Origin of the sequence: Gardnerella sp. DNF01198P, assembly GCF_049244165.1 — a bacterium.
GTDB classification, from domain to species: domain Bacteria; phylum Actinomycetota; class Actinomycetes; order Actinomycetales; family Bifidobacteriaceae; genus Bifidobacterium; species Bifidobacterium swidsinskii.
In genome coordinates, this window is sequence record NZ_CP058382.1 from 363,765 (window position 1) to 382,248 (window position 18,484).

At 48.2% G+C, this 18,484-nt stretch carries 15 protein-coding genes and 1 tRNA gene; 13 read left to right on the forward strand and 3 right to left on the reverse strand.

The features are described from left to right. Window positions 1-14: 14 nt before the first annotated feature. From aroC to HXT44_RS01730, 11 genes are all read left to right on the forward strand, one after another. Window positions 15-1,202: a chorismate synthase gene (gene aroC, locus HXT44_RS01680; RefSeq protein ID WP_064621557.1), complete on the forward strand. Its 1,188-nt coding sequence runs from the start codon at window positions 15-17 to the stop codon at window positions 1,200-1,202. Then, window positions 1,199-2,881: a bifunctional shikimate kinase/3-dehydroquinate synthase gene (locus HXT44_RS01685; protein ID WP_064621558.1), complete on the forward strand. Its 1,683-nt coding sequence runs from the start codon at window positions 1,199-1,201 to the stop codon at window positions 2,879-2,881. Before aroC ends, HXT44_RS01685 begins: the two co-directional genes overlap by 4 nt. Window positions 2,882-2,900: 19 nt before the next feature. After that, complete coding sequence (aroQ, locus tag HXT44_RS01690; RefSeq protein ID WP_064621559.1) at window positions 2,901-3,356, forward strand: type II 3-dehydroquinate dehydratase; 456 nt, start codon at window positions 2,901-2,903, stop codon at window positions 3,354-3,356. A gap of 62 nt (window positions 3,357-3,418) precedes the next feature. Further along, entirely contained in the window at window positions 3,419-5,101 is a 1,683-nt protein-coding gene (locus tag HXT44_RS01695) for a CTP synthase (protein WP_012913898.1), read from the forward strand. 332 nt (window positions 5,102-5,433) lie between these two features. After that, entirely contained in the window at window positions 5,434-6,972 is a 1,539-nt protein-coding gene (gene sufB, locus HXT44_RS01700; protein ID WP_049762345.1) for a Fe-S cluster assembly protein SufB, read from the forward strand. Continuing rightward, the gene (gene sufD / locus HXT44_RS01705) at window positions 6,972-8,219 is read left to right on the forward strand and encodes a Fe-S cluster assembly protein SufD (RefSeq protein ID WP_064621560.1); all 1,248 of its coding nucleotides are present in this window, start codon (window positions 6,972-6,974) and stop codon (window positions 8,217-8,219) included. The genes sufB and sufD overlap by 1 nt, the downstream gene beginning before the upstream one ends. A gap of 9 nt (window positions 8,220-8,228) precedes the next feature. Continuing rightward, a complete protein-coding gene (sufC, locus tag HXT44_RS01710; protein ID WP_004110671.1) occupies window positions 8,229-9,005 on the forward strand; it encodes a Fe-S cluster assembly ATPase SufC in 777 nt (258 codons plus the stop codon). A 68-nt stretch (window positions 9,006-9,073) separates the two neighbouring features. After that, on the forward strand, window positions 9,074-10,417 hold the full coding sequence (locus HXT44_RS01715; protein WP_415693669.1) for a SufS family cysteine desulfurase: 1,344 nt from the start codon (window positions 9,074-9,076) through the stop codon (window positions 10,415-10,417). An 86-nt stretch (window positions 10,418-10,503) separates the two neighbouring features. Continuing rightward, complete coding sequence (gene sufU, locus HXT44_RS01720) at window positions 10,504-11,208, forward strand: Fe-S cluster assembly sulfur transfer protein SufU (RefSeq protein ID WP_421783006.1); 705 nt, start codon at window positions 10,504-10,506, stop codon at window positions 11,206-11,208. Window positions 11,209-11,243: 35 nt separating this feature from the next. Next, window positions 11,244-11,708 carry a metal-sulfur cluster assembly factor gene (locus HXT44_RS01725; RefSeq protein WP_119522434.1) on the forward strand — a complete coding sequence of 155 codons (465 nt, stop codon included), beginning with the start codon at window positions 11,244-11,246 and terminating at the stop codon, window positions 11,706-11,708. Window positions 11,709-11,765: 57 nt separating this feature from the next. Next, complete coding sequence (locus tag HXT44_RS01730) at window positions 11,766-12,410, forward strand: HAD family hydrolase (RefSeq protein WP_421783009.1); 645 nt, start codon at window positions 11,766-11,768, stop codon at window positions 12,408-12,410. On the opposite strand, the gene HXT44_RS01735 is transcribed toward HXT44_RS01730, so the two are convergent. The 3 genes from HXT44_RS01735 to HXT44_RS01745 form a co-directional block, all read right to left on the reverse strand. Then, the gene (locus tag HXT44_RS01735; protein WP_421783010.1) at window positions 12,407-13,117 is read right to left on the reverse strand and encodes a DUF4125 family protein; all 711 of its coding nucleotides are present in this window, start codon (window positions 13,115-13,117) and stop codon (window positions 12,407-12,409) included. The two genes, HXT44_RS01730 and HXT44_RS01735, sit on opposite strands and share 4 nt — an antisense overlap. After that, complete coding sequence (locus tag HXT44_RS01740; RefSeq protein WP_421783012.1) at window positions 13,114-15,102, reverse strand: DUF4037 domain-containing protein; 1,989 nt, start codon at window positions 15,100-15,102, stop codon at window positions 13,114-13,116. The genes HXT44_RS01735 and HXT44_RS01740 overlap by 4 nt, the downstream gene beginning before the upstream one ends. A gap of 221 nt (window positions 15,103-15,323) precedes the next feature. Continuing rightward, window positions 15,324-15,397: transfer RNA gene (locus HXT44_RS01745), tRNA-Pro, on the reverse strand. 273 nt (window positions 15,398-15,670) lie between these two features. Here HXT44_RS01745 and lysS point away from each other — a divergent pair. Together lysS and HXT44_RS01755 are read left to right on the forward strand one after the other, a co-directional pair. Further along, a complete protein-coding gene (gene lysS / locus HXT44_RS01750; RefSeq protein WP_410310985.1) occupies window positions 15,671-17,368 on the forward strand; it encodes a lysine--tRNA ligase in 1,698 nt (565 codons plus the stop codon). 335 nt (window positions 17,369-17,703) lie between these two features. Continuing rightward, window positions 17,704-18,444: a phosphoglyceromutase gene (locus tag HXT44_RS01755; RefSeq protein ID WP_410310986.1), complete on the forward strand. Its 741-nt coding sequence runs from the start codon at window positions 17,704-17,706 to the stop codon at window positions 18,442-18,444. Window positions 18,445-18,484 lie beyond the last annotated feature (40 nt).

The following is an 18,484-nucleotide window of genomic DNA, read 5'->3' on the forward strand; positions in this document are numbered from 1 at the left end:
AATGGAGAAATGGCATGCTTAGATGGCAAACGGCAGGGGAGTCGCACGGTGAAGCATTAGTAGCCATGATTGAAGGTTTGCCGGCTGGCGTGCGCATTACTAGCAATGATGTAGTTTCGGCACTTGCTCGCCGTCGCCTTGGTTATGGTCGTGGCGCGCGTATGAAGTTTGAGCAAGACAAAGTGCGTCTTTTAACTGGAGTTCGCCACGGCGTAACGCTTGGTTCTCCGATTGCTGTAGAAATCGCGAATACAGAGTGGCCAAAGTGGACCGAAGTAATGAGTGCAGATCCTTTGGATCACGAGGTTGAGCAAGTTGGCAGAAATGCTCCTTTGAGCCGCCCTCGTCCAGGGCATGCGGATTTAACTGGTATGCGCAAGTATGGTTTTAATGATGCTCGCGAAGTTTTAGAGCGTTCGAGTGCTAGGGAAACAGCTTCGCGCGTTGCTTTGGGTGCTATTGCTGATGCGTTTTTACAGCAAGCTTTAGGCGTGCGCACAGTTGCGCATGTTATCGGCATCGGCGGCGAATACACTAACAAAAGTTTAGCTTTACCAACACCAGATGATGTTGCTGCTTTGGATGCTTCTCCAGTTCGCACTCTCGACAAAGATGCGCAAGCGCGAATGATGGCTCGCATCGACGAAGCAAAAGCAAATGCAGATACGCTCGGTGGAGTAGTGGAAGTGCTTGCTTATGGCATGCCTGCAGGAGTTGGCACATACGTTGAGTCGGATCGTCGCTTGGATGCGGCTCTCGCGAGCGCGATTATGGGAATTCAGGCTATTAAAGGCGTGGAAATTGGCGACGGTTTTGCAGAAGCAGATTGCCCCGGATCGGCCGCGCACGACGAAATGGTAACAGACGAAAACGGGAAAATTAAGCGTCTTACTAATCGAGCTGGAGGAATTGAAGGCGGAATGTCGAACGGCGAAATTATTCGCGTGCGCGCTGCGATGAAGCCAATTCCGTCTATTCCACGCGCTTTGCGCACAGTGGATGTGCTTACTGGTGAAGCTGCTCAAGCTATTAATCAGCGCTCCGATTTCACTGCTGTGCCAGCTGCTTCTGTAGTTGCAGAAGCAATGGTAAGGCTTACTTTAGCGAAGTATGCTTTGGAAAAATTCGGCGGAGATTCTTTGCAAGAAACGCGCCGAAATGTGGAGTCTTACGTAGCTTCCTGGCCGGAGAATATGAAATGAGCAACACTAAACTTCCGCTAGCTGTTATTATTGGCATGCCTGCTGCTGGAAAAACGCGCGTTGGCCGCGAAGTTGCGCATCTTATGAATCTGCCTTTTTATGATACAGATGACATGATCGAGTGCGATATTGATATGTCAATACCGCAATATTTCGAGGAATATGGCCAGGATGCTTTTCGTAAAATAGAAGCTCGCATAGTGCGAGAGGCAATTTTGGGAGATACACCTATAGAAGATTCTACAAAAGGAATAGTTTCGCTTGGTGGCGGTGCGCCTATGCGTGAAGAAACTCAAAAAGTTTTGCGTGAGTATATGCGCTGTGGCGGTCGCGTTGTGTATTTGCAAGCCAATGCTAAAGAGGCTATTGAGCGCGCAAGCTGGAATAATAATCGTCCTATGTTTTCTGGAGAAGACGCGCAAAAGCGTTGGATGGAATTATTTGAGCAGAGAGACCCTGTTTTTAGAGCGGTATCGAATATCCACATGCAAACAAAAGGTTCGACTCCGTATATGGCTGCAGAAAAATTAAGGAGCATGATTATGCAACGTATTGTGCACGTAACAGGTGAAGGAATTGAACCATACGATGTGCGAATTGGCGACGGTGCAATGCAACTTCTGCCGCAAATGCTTGGAACTAAGCCAGTTAAAGTGGCGTTAGTTCACACGCAACCTGTTCAGCGTCATAGCGACAAAGCTCGAACTATTTTGCGCCAATCTGGTTACGAAGTTTTCGACATGTTAATTCCGGATGCAGAAGCTGGAAAAACTATTAAAGTTGCAAGTGGATTGTGGGCTAACCTGGCAGAAGCTGGTTTTACTCGTTCGGATGCAATTGTTGGTTTAGGCGGAGGAGCAGCAACGGATGTCGCTGGATTTGTTGCTGCAACTTGGATGCGTGGAATTCGCTATGTAAACTGCCCTACTTCGCTTCTTGCGATGGTTGACGCGTCTACGGGCGGTAAAACTGGTATTAATACGGATGCTGGAAAGAATCTAGTCGGCAGCTTTTACACTCCAGCTGGCGTTTTAGCAGATACTTCTACGCTTGCAACTCTTCCAAACGATATTCTTATTGAAGGCTTGGGCGAGGTTGCAAAATCTGGTTTTATTCGCGACGGCGAAATTTTGAAGATTCTTAGCGATGCCAATAACGCAAGGCTTTTGCGTGAATTTAATGGGGATGATTTAGAAAATAATAACGAACTTCATGAACTGCTCGTGGAGCTTATTGAACGCACAGTTAAAGTAAAGGCGTATCACGTATCGAGCGATTTAAAAGAGCAGGGTTTGCGCGAGTTTTTGAACTACGGGCATACGCTTGGTCACGCTATTGAGCAGATTGAGCACTTCCGTTGGCGTCATGGAAACGCTGTAGCTGTTGGCATGGTTTTTGCGGCGGAGCTTGCGCAAATTTTAGGATATTTGGATGCGGGAGACGTTGCGTATCATCGTTCGCTTTTGGATTCGCTTGGATTGCCAACTTCGTGGCAGTGTGCCAAAGATGCGGATGCTGCTTTTGAGTGTGTGCTTAACCTTATGCATCGCGACAAAAAAGCGCGCGGCAACATGCTACGTTTCGTAATTTTGGATGGTATTTCTAATCCTATGCATTTAGACAATCCGCCTATTGAAGCTGTTCGTGAAGCTTTTGAGCGCGTTTATAAGCAAAAATAATTAATCTTGCGAGGTAAAAATGGAAAATCAGCATACAAAAAAAGTGCTTGTTGTAAACGGACCGAATTTGGGTCGTTTAGGCGTGCGTCAGCCGGACGTGTACGGTAGTGAGAACTTTGAAACTTTGCGCGAGAAATGCGAAAAGTGGGGTGCGGAACTTGGGTTTGAAGTAGAAGTGCGCCAAAGTGACGACGAAGCGCAAATGGTTCACTGGATGCACGAAGCTGCAGATACTCATACGCCTGTTGTTATGAATCCTGCCGCTTTCACACACTACAGTTACGCGCTCGCGGACGCTGTTCACATGGTTTTGGATGCTGGAGTTCCGCTCATGGAAGTGCATATTTCTAATCCTGCTGCGCGCGATGCTTTTCGTAAAATTAGTGTAATTAGTCCTGTTGCAACCGGCACTATTACAGGCATGGGATTATACGGCTATAAGCTCGCTTTGGAAGCTGTTGCGCATCTTGTTTGATTTTGTTCGATTTTTTGCGAATCAACACCCAGCGTCGAGGCTCGAAGATACCATGGAGTTCCATGGTTAGAAGACAACATGGTAACTCTCAGGAGCATATTACAAAGCATATTTTTGTCACAGGTGGCGTAGTTTCGTCCCTCGGAAAAGGCCTTACAGCATCATCTTTAGGTCGACTTTTACGCAGTCGCGGATTGCATGTATTACAACAAAAACTCGACCCTTATATCAATGTTGACCCGGGTACAATGAACCCATTCCAGCATGGCGAAGTCTATGTTACGGAAGATGGTGCAGAAACAGATCTCGATATTGGTCATTACGAGCGATTCCTCGATGTTTTCTTAAGTCAGAAAGCGAATGTAACTACAGGTCAGATTTATCAATCTGTGCTTCGTAAGGAGCGCGCTGGCGAATATTTGGGTCAGTGCGTGCAAGTTATTCCGCATATTACTGGCGAGATTAAGTCGCGTATGCGCGCGCAAGCTTCCGACGATGTAGACGTGATTATTACGGAAATCGGCGGCACAGTTGGCGATATTGAATCCCAGCCATTCTTGGAGGCTGCTCGCGAAGTTCGTCGCGATTTAGGTCCTGAAAACTGCATGTTTGTGCACGTTTCTTTGGTACCTTATATTGCTGCAGCGCACGAGTTGAAGACTAAGCCAACTCAGCATTCTGTGATGATGCTGCGTCAGCTTGGTATTTCTCCAGACGCGCTTGTTTTGCGCTCCGATCGTCCGCTTAATCAGGCTATTAAAGACAAGATTTCGCTTATGTGTGATGTCGATGCTGAAGGCGTTGTGAACTGCGTTGACGCTCCAAGCATTTACGATGTGCCGAAGATTTTGTTCAACGAGGGCTTGGACGCTTACGTTGTTCGCGAGCTTGAGCTTCCATTCCACGATGTTGATTGGAACGAGTGGGAAGATTTGCTTGAGCGCGTGCATCATCCAAAGCATGAGCTAAACATTGCAATCGTTGGAAAGTATATTGATTTGCCGGATGCTTACCTTTCTGTTACCGAGGCTATTAAAGCTGGCGGTTTTGCAAACTGGGCTAAGGTGAATGTGCGCTGGGTTGCTGCCGACAAGTGCGAAACTCAAGAAGGTGCAGCTGCGGCTCTTGACCAAATGGACGGCATGGTTATTCCAGGCGGCTTCGGCATTCGCGGTATTGAAGGTAAGATTGGCGCACTTCGTTACGCTCGCGAGCATGGTTTGCCAACGCTTGGTCTTTGCCTTGGCTTGCAATCTATGGTTATTGAGTACGCTCGTCACGTGCTTGGGCTTGAGGATGCTAATTCCACTGAGTTCGAGAAGGATTGTGGCGATCCAGTAATTGCGACTATGGAAGAGCAGAAGGATATCGTGGCTGGTAAGGGAGATATGGGTCACACAATGCGACTTGGCTCTTACCCTGCAATGCTTGAAGAAGGTTCTATTGTTGCTGAGCTTTACGGCACTACGCATGTTACTGAGCGTCATCGTCACCGTTACGAAGTGAACGTGGCATATAAGGATCGTTTGCGCGAAGCTGGCTTGCGTATTAGCGGCCAAAGCCCAGATGGTAATTTGACTGAGTTTGTGGAGCTTCCAAAGGAAGCTCACCCATTCTACGTAGCAACTCAAGCTCATCCAGAGTTTAAGTCTCGTCCAACTAAGCCTCATCCACTGTTTGCTGGATTGGTTGCGGCAGCACTGGAACATCAGGAAGCTGCTGCTAGTAGTAAGGCTGATAAGTAAGGCTTAAGTAAGAATTAAGTAAATAGAAATAAGCGGTAAGACTGGGTTTTCCTAAGTTTTGCCGCTTTTTCATTCGCAACCGATCTTTTCTTTACACGCGCGTAAAGTTTCTGCCGTTTTTGTTTTATTAGATTGTGATAAACATTACGTTTTGCGCGTAACACGGCTATACCAAGAAATCGCATTACGAGGTAACCTTAGATAGGTGATAATTGAGTGGGGAGAGTGCAAAAGTAGCGCTTGGGGAGCAGCTTTTGCCAATTGATACGTACCGCGCGCAGGTGTGCGTTAAGTATGGAGGTGTTACAGGCTTTATGAGCGATACTGGCAATATGAATGATACTGGCGTTACTGGCGATACAAGCGTTGCAGCAAGCGATGGTAATCTAGCAAAAAATAAAGCTGCAGACGTTGAAATGAGCCAGTATGTGGCAGATCGCGCTCGCGTAAACGAAGAGAAAATCCGCCAAGATGAGCAAATTGTTGCTGAATTTGGTGATTACAATTACGGCTGGCACGATTCGGACGCTGCAGGCGAGGCTGCAAAAAAGGGTATTGACGAGTCGGTTGTTCGCGCAATTTCTGCCGATAAAAACGAGCCGGAGTGGATGCTAGATCTTCGCTTGCAAGGCTACCGCGCGTTTTTGCAAAAGCCAATGCCGGATTGGGGCGTGGATTTAAGCGGTTTTGACGCTGACGATTTTAAATACTACGTGCGCCCGGTTCACGATCAAGCAAAAACTTGGGACGATTTGCCGGAAGATATTCGCAAAACTTACGATCGCTTAGGCATTCCGGAAGCGGAGAAAAAGCGCTTAGTTTCAGGCGTTGCAGCACAGTACGAGTCGGAAGTTATTTACAATTCGATTCGCGAAGACTTGGCAGCTCAAGGCGTGATTTTTGTTGACACGGATACGGCAGTGCAAAAGTATCCGGAGCTTGTAAAAAAGTATTTCGCAACCGTGATCCCTGTTGACGACAACAAGTTTGCGGCTCTTAACACCGCGGCTTGGAGTGGCGGCTCGTTCGTGTATGTTCCAAAAGGCGTGCACGTGGATATTCCGCTTCAAGCTTACTTTAGAATTAATACGCCGAACATGGGTCAGTTTGAGCGAACGCTTATTATTGCGGACGAAGGCTCTTATGTGCATTACGTTGAAGGTTGCACGGCTCCAATTTATTCCACGGATTCGCTTCACGCTGCAAACGTTGAAATTGTTGTGGAAAAGCATGCGCGTGTGCGTTACACAACAGTGCAAAACTGGTCAAATAACGTGTATAACTTGGTAACTCAGCGAGCTTACGTGCGCGAGGGCGGCACAATGGAGTGGGTTGACGGAAACATCGGCTCCAAAGCTACTATGAAGTATCCTGCTTGTATTCTTGCCGAGCCTTACGCAAAAGCGGAGACTATGTCTTTGAGTTTTGCTGGCCGCGGACAATATCAAGATACTGGTGCGAAGATGATTCATTTAGCTCCTCACACGAGTTCTACGATTGTTGCTAAGTCGATTTCGCGCGGCGGCGGACGTTCAGCTTACCGCGGTCTTGTGAAGATTATTAAGGGTGCGAAGGGCTCTAGTTCGTCTGTTGTGTGCGATGCTTTGCTTGTTGACGATTTTTCCAGGTCCGATACTTATCCGCATGTTGACGTGCGCGAAGATGACGTTTCGATGGCTCACGAGGCCACTGTTTCCAAGGTTTCGGAGGATCAGCTTTTCTATTTGATGAGTCGAGGGCTTGAAGAAAAAGAGGCTATGGGCATGATTGTTCGCGGCTTCGTGGAGCCGATTAGCCGCGAGCTGCCAATGGAGTACGCGCTTGAGTTGAATCGCTTAGTTGAGTTGCAAATGGAAGGATCCGTGGGCTGATGAGCGAAGATTTAAAAGAGAATTTAGGCAATAAAATGACGGAAAAAGAAATTACTATTCCTATAGCAGACCCTAATGATCCGTATGCGGTTCCTGCAGCAATGCCTTCTAGCGCAGATAAATCCGTGCGCTCGTTTAATGTGGAAGATTTTGCGATTCCAACTAGAAAGCAGGAAGATTGGCGGTATACTCCAGTTGAGCGAATTTCCGAGTTTTTCGAGCGTTTTGAACCATCTAATAGTATTCAAGTAACTCTTGAAGGTGTTGGTGGAGCTGCATTGGATGATTCTTACGTTGGTAGCGACGGTTCCGTAAGTTTGCAAGTAAAGCCGAAAAACGAGGCTCCTCATACCGATATGAAGCCGTCTGATCGCGTAGCTGCAGTCGCGTGGAATACAGCGAAATCTGCATACGTGCTTCACGTATCTGGCGAAATCAAAAAGCCAATCGTACTGAAAATTCAGGGTGATAATGTTAATACGCTTGACGCATTGCACTTAGTAATCGAAGCGGATTCTCGCTCGAATGCTGACATTATTATCGAACATACCGGCTGCGCAAAACTTGCTGAAGGTGTGGAAATCATCCTCGGAAAGCACGCGCACGTTTCTACTACCTTTATTCAAGAGTGGGATTCGGGCAGTAAACACGTTGGAAATCAGCGTATTCACGTTGGTGAGGGAGCTTCGCTTCGCCACACGATGGTCACTCTTGGCGGAGATGTTGTGCGCATTCGCATGGATCAGGATTTTGGCGGCGAACAGGGTGATTTGAACATGCTCGGCATGTATTTTGTGGATCCAGGCGAGCATGTTGAGCACCGCACAATGGTTGTGCACAATTATCCGGAATGCAAGTCCAGAGTAGTGTACAAGGGTGCCTTGGAAGGGAAGGGAGCGCATTCAACTTGGGTTGGAAACGCGCTTATTAAGCCGGAAGCTCCTGGCACAGATTCGTACGAGTTGAACCGTAATTTGGTGCTCACTCCTGGCGCAATCGCCGATTCTGAGCCAAATTTGGAAATTGAAAACGGCAATATTATTGGCGCGGGTCATGCAAGTTCAGTTGGACGATTTGACGACGAAGAGCTTTTCTACCTGCAGTCTCGCGGAGTTAGTGAGGTTGAAGCCAGAAAGCTTGTTGTGCGTGGATTCTTTAACGAGCTTATTGAAGAAATTGGCGTTCCGGAAATTGTTGATCACTTAATGAAGGCGATTGAGCGCCGTCTTGCAAGAACGGAAGAATAGGAGAAAAACATGTCAACTTTGGAAATTAAGGATTTGTACGCTTCTGTAGAAACAAAAGAAGGTCGCAAGCAAATCTTAAAAGGCGTAAATCTTACAGTTAATTCTGGCGAAACTCACGCAATTATGGGTCCTAACGGATCTGGAAAGTCTACTCTTGCTTACACTTTGGCAGGTCACCCGAAGTATGAAGTCGATTCCGGCCAGGTGCTTTTAGACGGCGAAGATATTTTGAAAATGACTCCTGACGAGCGCGCGAAAGCGGGATTGTTCCTCGCAATGCAATACCCAGTAGAAGTACCGGGCGTGTCTATGACGAACTTCCTTCGCACTGCAAAAACAGAAGTCGAAGGCAAAGCTCCATCTTTAAGAAGCTGGGTGAAAGAACTTAGCGAGGCTATGAAAAAGCTTCGAATGGATCCAAAATTTGCGTCTCGTTCCGTAAACGAAGGCTTCTCTGGCGGCGAAAAGAAGCGCGCGGAAGTTTTGCAACTAGAGCTTTTGAAGCCAAAGTTTGCAATTTTGGACGAAACTGATTCTGGCTTGGATGTTGACGCTCTTCGAATCGTGTCGGAAGGCGTGAATCGCGCCAAAGAGAACACCGGTTTGGGCATTATGATGGTTACACATTACACGCGAATCCTCAAGTATATTAAGCCGGATATTGTGCACGTTTTTGCGCAAGGTCACTTTGTAAAGACGGCAGGACCGGAGCTTGCGGACGAGCTGGAAGAAGAAGGCTACGACAAGTACTTGCCGGAAGGTGCAACAGAGTCGGCGCTGGCTTAAGCGCGGTTTATAAATAATAGTTTTAAATAACGGCTTAGAATATGACTACAGTGATTGAAGAAAATATTATGCGAGAATTTAGCGATTTGCGCTCGCAGTTTCCGATTTTGCGTCGCACAGTTCACGGCACTTCGCTTTACGACACTGTGCACGGAAAACCCTTGATTTACTTGGATTCTGCAGCAACTTCGCAAAAGCCGCAAGTTGTAATCGACGCCGAAAAAGAGTTTTACGAAACAATTAACGCAGGAGTTCACAGGGGAGCACACGAGTTGGCGGCGCTTTCCACGGTTGCATTCGAAGAAGCGCGTGCGAAGGTTGCGCGTCTTGTTGGAGCGTGCGCGGATGCTGGGCGCGAAGAAATTGTTGTTACTCCGGGCGCGACCGGCGCGCTTAATCTTCTCGCAACTGCTATTGGCAACGCTAGTGCAAAAGCGAGAATCTGCAAAAAAGACAGTAGTGATTCTGTTAGTTCTAAGCGTGATTTCCGCCAAAATTTTGTTCTTCGAGAAGGCGATGTAATAGTCGTATCTCGCGCAGATCATCACTCTGTTTTGCTGCCATTCCAAGAGCTTGCTCTTCGCACGGGAGCGGAGCTTCGTTGGATTGACGTAACAGAGGACGGCCGCGTGCGCACGGACACGGATTATTTGCGAACAATTATTGACGAGCGCACGAAAATTGTTGCAGTTACGCATATTAGCAACGTTACTGGCGCGATTACGGATGTTTCGTCGATTTGCAAGCGCGCTCACGAAGTTGGTGCGATTTTTGTGCTTGACGCATGCCAGTCAGTGCCTCATATTTCGGTTGATTTTCACGCGTTAGACGTTGATTTTGCAGCATTTAGTGCGCATAAAATGTATGGACCTACGGGAGTTGGATTCTTGTATGGTCGCCGCGAGCTTTTGAACGCTCTTCCGCCGGCGAATTTCGGCGGTTCAATGGTGGAGCTTGCGTGGCTTAACAAGCCTGCGCAATACATGGATGCGCCTTACCGTTTTGAGGCTGGAACTCAGCCGGTTGCGCAAATGGTTGCGGCCGGAGTTGCAGCGGATTGGTTGCGCGCGGTGGGTATGAATAAAGTTGCAGAGCATGAGCAGGAAATTGCTGCAGAATTGCTAAAATTACGGGATGTTCCAGGCGTTCGCGTTTTGGGTCCAACTGATTTGAGCCAGCGAATTGGCACAGTTGCTTTTGAAGTTGAAGGCGTGCATCCGCATGATGTTGGCCAGTTTTTGGACGCGCAGGGCATTGCGATTCGCGTCGGACACCATTGTGCTCAGCCGATTCACCGTCATTTTGGCGTGTATGCTTCGAATCGCGCTTCCGTTGGTGTTTACAACACGATTGACGAAGCTCGCGCGCTTGTTGAAGCAGTCTCACACGTTCGCGCCTACTTTGGCGCATAATATTGTTAGCGAGCGAGTTGGATAGTTAGCGAGTTAGCAAAGCGAATTGGCGAGTTAGCGAATTAGCGAGTAGGTAAGGAGTGCGTATGTTTGATATGGGTTTTGGTACAGGTGCAGGTTTTGGTGCAGATGCTGGTTTTGGTACAGGTGATGCGGCTGGTGACGGCTTAGAAAGCATGTACCAAGAAGTAATTTTGGATGCTGCGCGAAATCCGCATGGCAAAACTCATTTCGAAACTACGGACGCGCTTGCACAAGCGGAATTGCAGGAAGAAACTCAAGAATCTACTGAATCTGCTGAAAATACAAAATCTGCCGAAATCACCCTAAATAATACTCACGAAAGTTGTGCTGTTACATCTGACGAAAACTCTGCTTTAGGTCAATCGCACCAATTCAATCCAACTTGCGGCGACGAAGTTACCATGCGCGTGGAGCTTTCGCGCAGCGCAAATAATGACGAAACACCAATAGTATCAAGTATTAAGTGGGACGGTCACGGCTGCTCAATTTCGCAAGCAAGCCTTTCAATGATGGTTGATCTAGTCGAAGGAAAATCAGTTGACGAAGCCTTACAATTAGACGCGCTTTTCCACAAACTTATGGAATCTCGCGGAGAAGGTTTGCAAAGCGAAGAGGACGAAGATGCGCTGGAAGATGCAATGGTTTTGCAAGGCGTATCGCGCTACCCAATGCGAATTAAGTGCGCGCTTTTGGCGTGGGAAGGCTTAAAAGACAGCATCGCAAAAGCTTCACAAAACTTGAATCCGCAAATTCTTGGCAGCTTGTAAAATCGAAATTTGGTACAAGCAAAGCAAGGAATATTATGGAAGAAAATAAATCGGCAGTTGAGGTGGCGGCGTCGACACCTTTAAGCGCGAACGATATTGGCAGGGTTACCGAAGAAGATATTAAGGAAGCGCTTCACGATGTTGTGGATCCTGAGCTTGGCATTGACGTGGTTGATTTAGGCTTGGTTTATGGCATTGAAATTGATGAGCTTGGGCGCGCAATTATTACTATGACGCTTACCACTCCTGCATGTCCGTTAACTGAATTGATTGAGGATGAGTGTGCGAATGCGCTCGCGGGTTTGGTGGAAGAATTTCGTATTGATTGGACGTGGAAGCCGCGTTGGAGTGTTGAAAACATTAATGAGGACGGTCGTGCGCAACTTGAGGCACTTGGCTACAATCTCAACAGTTTGCAAGCGAATTTTGCTGCAGGAATGTACGGTTCTGGCGTAGTTGGCGATGCGTCGATGAGTGCTGGTATTCCGCCAACTGTGTGAGTATTTGGTTGGCGTGCTGTTTTGTTTTGAGAGCAACGTATTGCACAAGTGGGAATTATGGGCGCTGAAATAAAGGCAGTTAGTGCAAGCGGTATCTGTGATATTCGCGAAATAAGTGATGTGCGCGAAAATAGTATTCGCAAGTATGCTTTGCGCAGAATAACTGACGTTGTTTTCGACTTGCAATTGCTTGTGGATTGGAATGCGCGCCGCACTCTGGATGCAGATTATCCGGATTTTATTGGGGAAGTGCTCTTTAGTTTCGAGCCGGAATGGGGTTTTGAGTTTCACGAGTCATTGCGCGAGGCTGGGTGGAGCAGCAAGCAAGCGCTGAATTCGTTTGATGAGCATCACGGACCGGCAGTTACGTGGCTATATCGCTTGTATTTTGAGCGTTTCGAGCGCGGTTTTGCAGGCGAGCTCGCGGATGCTTCTGCCGCGGCGCGCGAGTTGATTGCGAGCGGCGTGCGCGTGTGGGCACTTGGTAACGCTTCTTGCGATTGGTTAAATTGCGCGCGTAAAACTTGCCCAATACTCGGCGAGCTTAACGGCGTTTGTGCATCTTACGAATTGCATTTGCGCAAACCCGACGTAATGCTTTACCGCACGTTTTTGCAACAAACCGGTCTTTCCGCTGCTTCCGCGCTTTTTCTCGAAAGTGACTCTCGCGCAGCTTCTGCAGCGTCGCTGCTTTATTCTTAAGCTGCATTTCTAATCTGCGCGCGCTCGGCCGCTTCGAGCGAATCGTAGCCATACATGTGCACGGTATTCGCGATTATCATTTGCGTAAGATTTAGGTTTTCCGCGCGCAAGTTATGTACAAAACGCTGGTATTTAGCGAGAGTTGCGTCAGAATACGTGCTTAATTCGCCTCGCAAATAGGTTTCAAAAGACGTATTCTCTGCCGTATCTTCGCTAGTTTTAAGCACGCGCATCGCAAGACCTAAATGCGGGTAGCAATTGCGAAAATCTGCAGCCCACTCAACTTGCGTTAAAATAATCTGCTCCTGCGCGCTTTTTCTAGGCTCCAAAATCGGCTTAATATAAGGCTTAATCGTGCGCTCAAAAATTTCCGGCGCAGTCGATTCCATCATTCGCGCATACTTTTCCGTAATCAAATTGCCGCCGTCGCTGTGCGCGCGCTCAAGATCCTGCTTATAAGACTCCTGCAAATCAAGCGGCCACGCCAAAAACTGACTTATGCGCATAATGCGAAAAGTTGGCCAGTTTCCTTGGCAATTCGCGCGTCCGCCTTCGTTTTCTGTAAGCTGGAACTGATCCCACTCGAGTTTAGTGATTTCTTCCGCAAGCTTTTGCGTTTTCGGATTTTGCGCTTCCGCAAGCTTTTCTGATTTTGGATTTTGCGTTTTTGGATTTTGCGCTTTCGTTGCCGATAAATCGCACATCATATGCTCCTTAAGCACGCAGCACGCGAGTGAATATGTGCTTCAACGTACGGCCGCTGCCATTCCAAAAAAGTTTCGCTGCAATCACTTAAGCCTTGATATTGCAATTCTCGCACAATATCTTCGCAAATGCTGTCAATTATTTGCGTAACTTGCTTTTGCGCAAGTCCAGCGCCCTTGCCGCCTTCGCCAAAACCGTCTCCGCCGGAACCGTCTCCGCCAAAGCATGCAGCGGAAGAAAGTCGCATTACCGACTCAAGTTTGCTGCATACTTCCGGAAGCCTAGATGCCATGCGATTGCTGAGCTTGCGCAATGCCGCAAACTGCCACTTGTAGTAAGGCAAGTAGCCTGCGGTTACAGGATTGTTGAGCAGAAAAACGAGGGAAGCAGTTGCGCGCACGAATTCGTTGATAGAAAGCCATGCTGCGGATGCGTCTTTGCGCGCGATCATGCGTGGGAAATTGTACTGGCCAGCTTGCGAAATCATGCCAAGTCTGCGCGAGATTAGTGAGATTCGCACATCGTCCGGCATGAGCTTGAAGCTTTGGCGCGCCTTTGAGAACTTTCCAAGAGGATCCGCGAAAATTTTGCCATTCGTTGCTGCTGCAAGCGTTGGCTCGTTTAATGATAGCCATAAGTGTGGCTCGTTTTGGCTTGGAGCAGTGGGGAAGCCGGTTAAATTTTCGAAAAATTCGCTTATGCGAAATACTCCGACGCGTTTGCTGCTTTCGCATGATTTTGCGCGCGGCGTTTCGTTGCGAGAGTCAAAACCGGCGTATTTTCGCGGAAGTGCGTCGTAAGCAGCCTGCAAATCCGCGCCGATTTCCGCGTAATCTTCGTCGGTAAGCCACAAGCAGAAGCCTGGTCCAAAATCGTGATCGCGCGAAATCTCGTCGTCAAAACCGTAACATTCCGATCCGTGACCAACTAATCCGGCTGCAATGCGATTTTTGTATTTCGCAAATTTTGGATTGGCTAGTAGTGCTTTTCCGTAAGTTTGCCAGTATAATTGTGCTAATTGCATGCCGGTTTTTATGTTATTGTTTGCTGGGTTATTGTTTGCTGCGTGTTGGTTTTCTGTTTGTTGGCTTGATGATTCTTGAATTTCTATAGATTCTTCCGTAACTTTTTCTGCCAACTCGCGCGTCTGCCGCAAATTTTCCGTCGTAATCACGTAAGATTCGCTATCTTTTCCGTAGCATCTCGCAATCAAATCAAGTGCCTTACTGTAACTCTCCTCCGCTTGAGCGTACTCGCCGCGCGCGCACTGTACTTGCGCAAAACCTGCCAATGCAGAAGCGTAGTGCGGCTGATTTTCGTTATTCCCCGCAATATACATGCGAACGCTGGTCGAAGCGTGTTCAAAAGCGGATTCAAGAGTTGCGGATTTGCTGTTTGTGCTGGTGTTGGGATGCGAGCACTCCTTCGTATGCTCCTTCGTACACTCCTGCAGCATCGCAAGCGCAAGATTCGTGTGCGTGGCGGCAATATCGATGTCGCGCTCAGGATCCGTGCTCGTATTTTGCAAAATTTCAAGCGCCTGATTAAGCTCCTCAATTGCATCATGCGTGCGACCGGTTTCGCTGTAAAGCATCGAAAGATTGTTGTGAAGCGCGGCAAGCTTGCGGTTTTTAGTGCCGAGCGTTTCAGCGGATTCGTTAAGAGCTTGAGTGTAAATTTTTTCGGCGCGATCGTAGTCGCCAGCCGCGCGGAGGCTAGTAGCAGCGTTAATTAGCGTAGTTGTGCCAGCTTCGGTGCCAGCTAATTGCATTTTGTTTGCAAGATTTAGAGCGCGATTGATGATTGGCTGATTTTTTGTGTGTTCTCCGCGCGAACGGTAAAAGCCCATGAGTTCGTTGAGAATAGACAGTTGCAGGGGATTGGTTTCGGCAAGTTTTCGCAAAAGATACGTTTCAATCGCGTCTGCGCTCGCGTGATTCGCGAACATTTCGTCAAGCTCGCTATAAAATTGCGCAGCGTTCTGCATCAAAGCCCCCTTGCTATTGCGCCTGTTCACAATCAATCGACTTCAATTTTACAGCCATGTAAAGAAACTGCCGTTTTTACGCCAAATTGCGGCAGAAACTTTACGCACGTGTAAAGGAAATATCGCCTACGCGCCTTAATTCGGCAGAAATTTTACAACCGCGTATAGGAAATGTCGGAATTGCGTGTGCGTGGGTGGAGGGTGATTCTAGAAATCAAAAGTCGGGCTGGCGGGATTTGAACCCGCGGCCTCTTCGTCCCGAACGAAGCGCGCTACCAAACTGCGCTACAGCCCGATGCTGAAACTAGCGAAAGCATATGCGCATAAAAGTTCCAACAACGTCCGTAATGTTACATGTTGGCTAATACAAATTATTGTAAAGCGTGTGCAAGTCACGCAAAGCAAGTCACGCAAAGTAAGTCCCGCGTAAGCATATTGCTACAGGCTGCGGAATTCCTTTGTAAATATATCGCAAATTATCGCTACAGCTTCTGTGCAAACATATTACAAATTATCGCTGCAAGTCGCGTATAAAACCTGTATTACCTACTGGCTACAATTAGCGTTTATGACTGACACCAATACTGCAATGTCTGCCGCGCAAAGTGCCGCAGAATCTGCCGCTAAAAATGCAGCAGAAAACGAAGCAACAGATACCGTCAATGAAATTGACACTGTTGAACATGCCGAAATGTTACTCGCTCAAGACGAGGCAATCGCCAAGCGCGTAAACGAAGGCGCAACCCTGGATGAAGCAATCGACCCAAGCAATAAAGAATTTGGGCCACAAGCTCATCCTGAGCAGGTACAGATGCGCGTTGCTAAGCGCGCAATGATGCTTAAGGAGGGTGTGCAGCCTTATCCTGTGCATCTTAACGTTACTGACACAATCGAAAAGGTGCGTGCTGATTTCGATGGCAAGCTTGAAGCAGGCGAAGAAACCGATACCGAGGTTGGTATTGCAGGTCGCGTGCTTTTCTTGCGTAACGCTGGCGGCTTGTGCTTTGTTAAGCTTTCTGCCGGTGACGGTACTACGATTCAGGCGATGGTTTCCAAGAAGGAAATTGGTGAGGAGTCCATTAAAAGTTTTAAGCAGATGGTGGATTTGGGTGACCACTTGTACGTTCGTGGTCGCGTGATTTCTTCTAAGACTGGCGAGCTTTCTGTATTTGCAACCGAGTGGGCGATTGCGGCTAAGGCTTTGCAGCCGCTTCCGGCTTTGCATAAGGAATTAAGCGACGACACTCGTACGCGCAAGCCTTATATTGGCATGATTGCGGACGAGAAGATTCGCGATATGGTTCGCAGGCGTTCGCGCGCTGTGGCTTCGCTTCGCCGCACTTTCGACAGTCATGACTTCTTGGAAGTCGAAACTCCAATGTTGCAAACGGTTCATGGCGGTGCTGCTGCTCGTCCATTTACAACTCACATGAACGCTTTCGACATTGATCTTTATTTGCGCATTGCGCCTGAACTTTTCTTGAAGCGTTGCTTGGTTGGTGGCATTGAGCGCGTGTTCGAAATCAACCGCGATTTCCGCAACGAAGGCGTGGATGCAACTCACGCTCCAGAGTTTACAATGCTTGAGGCTTACCAAGCTTACGGCACCTACGATACGATTGCTGCTCTTACCAAGGAGTTGATTCAGAAGGCTGCACTAGACGCATTCGGATCTACTAAGGTGACTTTGCTCAACGGCGAAGAATACGATTTTGGTGGCGAATGGAAGCAGATTACCATGTACGGCTCGCTTTCTGAGGCTTTGGGCGAGGAGATTACGCCGGAAACTTCCGTTGAGCATTTGGGTGCGATTGCAGACAAGCTTGGTGTTGAGCGCGACGAAGTGGAGAATCACGGCAAATTGGTTGAGCACTTGTGGGAGCACTTCTACGAGGATAAGCTTTACGCGCCAACGTTTGTGCGCGACTTCCCAGTTGAGACGAGCCCGCTTGTTAAGGGTCATCGTACGAAGCCTGGAATGGTCGAAAAGTGGGATTTGTACGTGCGCGGCTTTGAGCTTGCAACCGGCTATTCCGAGCTTAACGATCCTGTTGTGCAGCGCGAGCGCTTTGTTGCTCAAGCCAAGGATGCTTTGGCTGGCGATGTTGAGGCAATGGATATTGACGAGGACTTCATTGAGGCTCTCGGTGTCGGTATGCCTCCTGCTGGCGGCATGGGAATGGGTATTGATCGCTTGCTGATCGCTCTTACTGGCGCAACTATTCGCGAGACAATTACGTTCCCACTCGTGAAGCCTCTTCGCTAGTTGGTAAGTTTTAAGGGATATAAAGCCGTTGGATGTTGGTTAACATTCAGCGGCTTTTTTGTATGCGATGAGGTTGTTGCGTAGTGCTCCATTTGCGATGGGACGCTCGCGCTATAAGCGCTCGCTTACGAAACTCGCGTTGGAAGTCCACTGGACTTCCAACTTGAGCGAGTTTCCGCTCCGAGTTGCTTTCGCGCGCTGTGCTGCGCTCAAGCATGTCGTCGCGCCCGCGTTTGGAGTGTTTGGTGTGGTGTATCGCTCCAAATGTGCGCAACTTTTCTCACATTTGGAGCATTTGGGTCTGTCGTCGTAAGGCGTTAATAAACTAGGTGACTATGACATACAAATTAATATTGCTCCGACATGGTCAGAGCGCATGGAATAAGACCAATCAGTTCACTGGTTGGGTTGATGTACCGCTGACTGAGCAGGGTGTTGAGGAAGCTAAGCATGGTGGCGAGCTTCTTAAAGAGAAGAACGTTCTTCCAGACATCGTGTTCACTTCTTTGCTTCGCCGCGCTATCAATACCGCGAATTACGCGCTTGATGCAGCCGACCGCTTGTGGATTCCAGTTCGTCGCAGCTGGCGTTTGAACGAGCGTCATTATGGTGCTTTGCAAGGTAAGAACAAGTCTGAGATTCGTCAGGAATATGGCGATGAGAAGTTCATGATTTGGCGTCGTTCTTACGCAACTCCACCTCCTGAGATTGATCCAAACGATGAGTATTCTCAGACGAATGATCCTCGTTACGCAGGCGATCCAGTTCCAGAAACTGAAGCTTTGGCAAACGTTGTGACTCGCGTAACTCCTTACTGGGAGTCGGATATTATTCCAGAGCTTAAGTCCGGCAAGACTGTAATGATTGCTGCTCACGGCAACAGCTTGCGCGCAATCGTTAAGATGCTCGACAACTTGAGCGAGGAAGAGATTTCCAAGGTGAACATTCCAACCGCTATTCCTCTGCTTTACGAGTTGGATGAGAACTTCAAGCCAATCAAGCCTCGCGGTGAGTATTTGGATCCAGAAGCTGCTGCTGCCGGCGCTGCTGCCGTGGCTGCTCAAGGTCAGAAGTGAGACTCTGATTAAGTTAGCTTTGAACTGCTTAAGTTAGCTT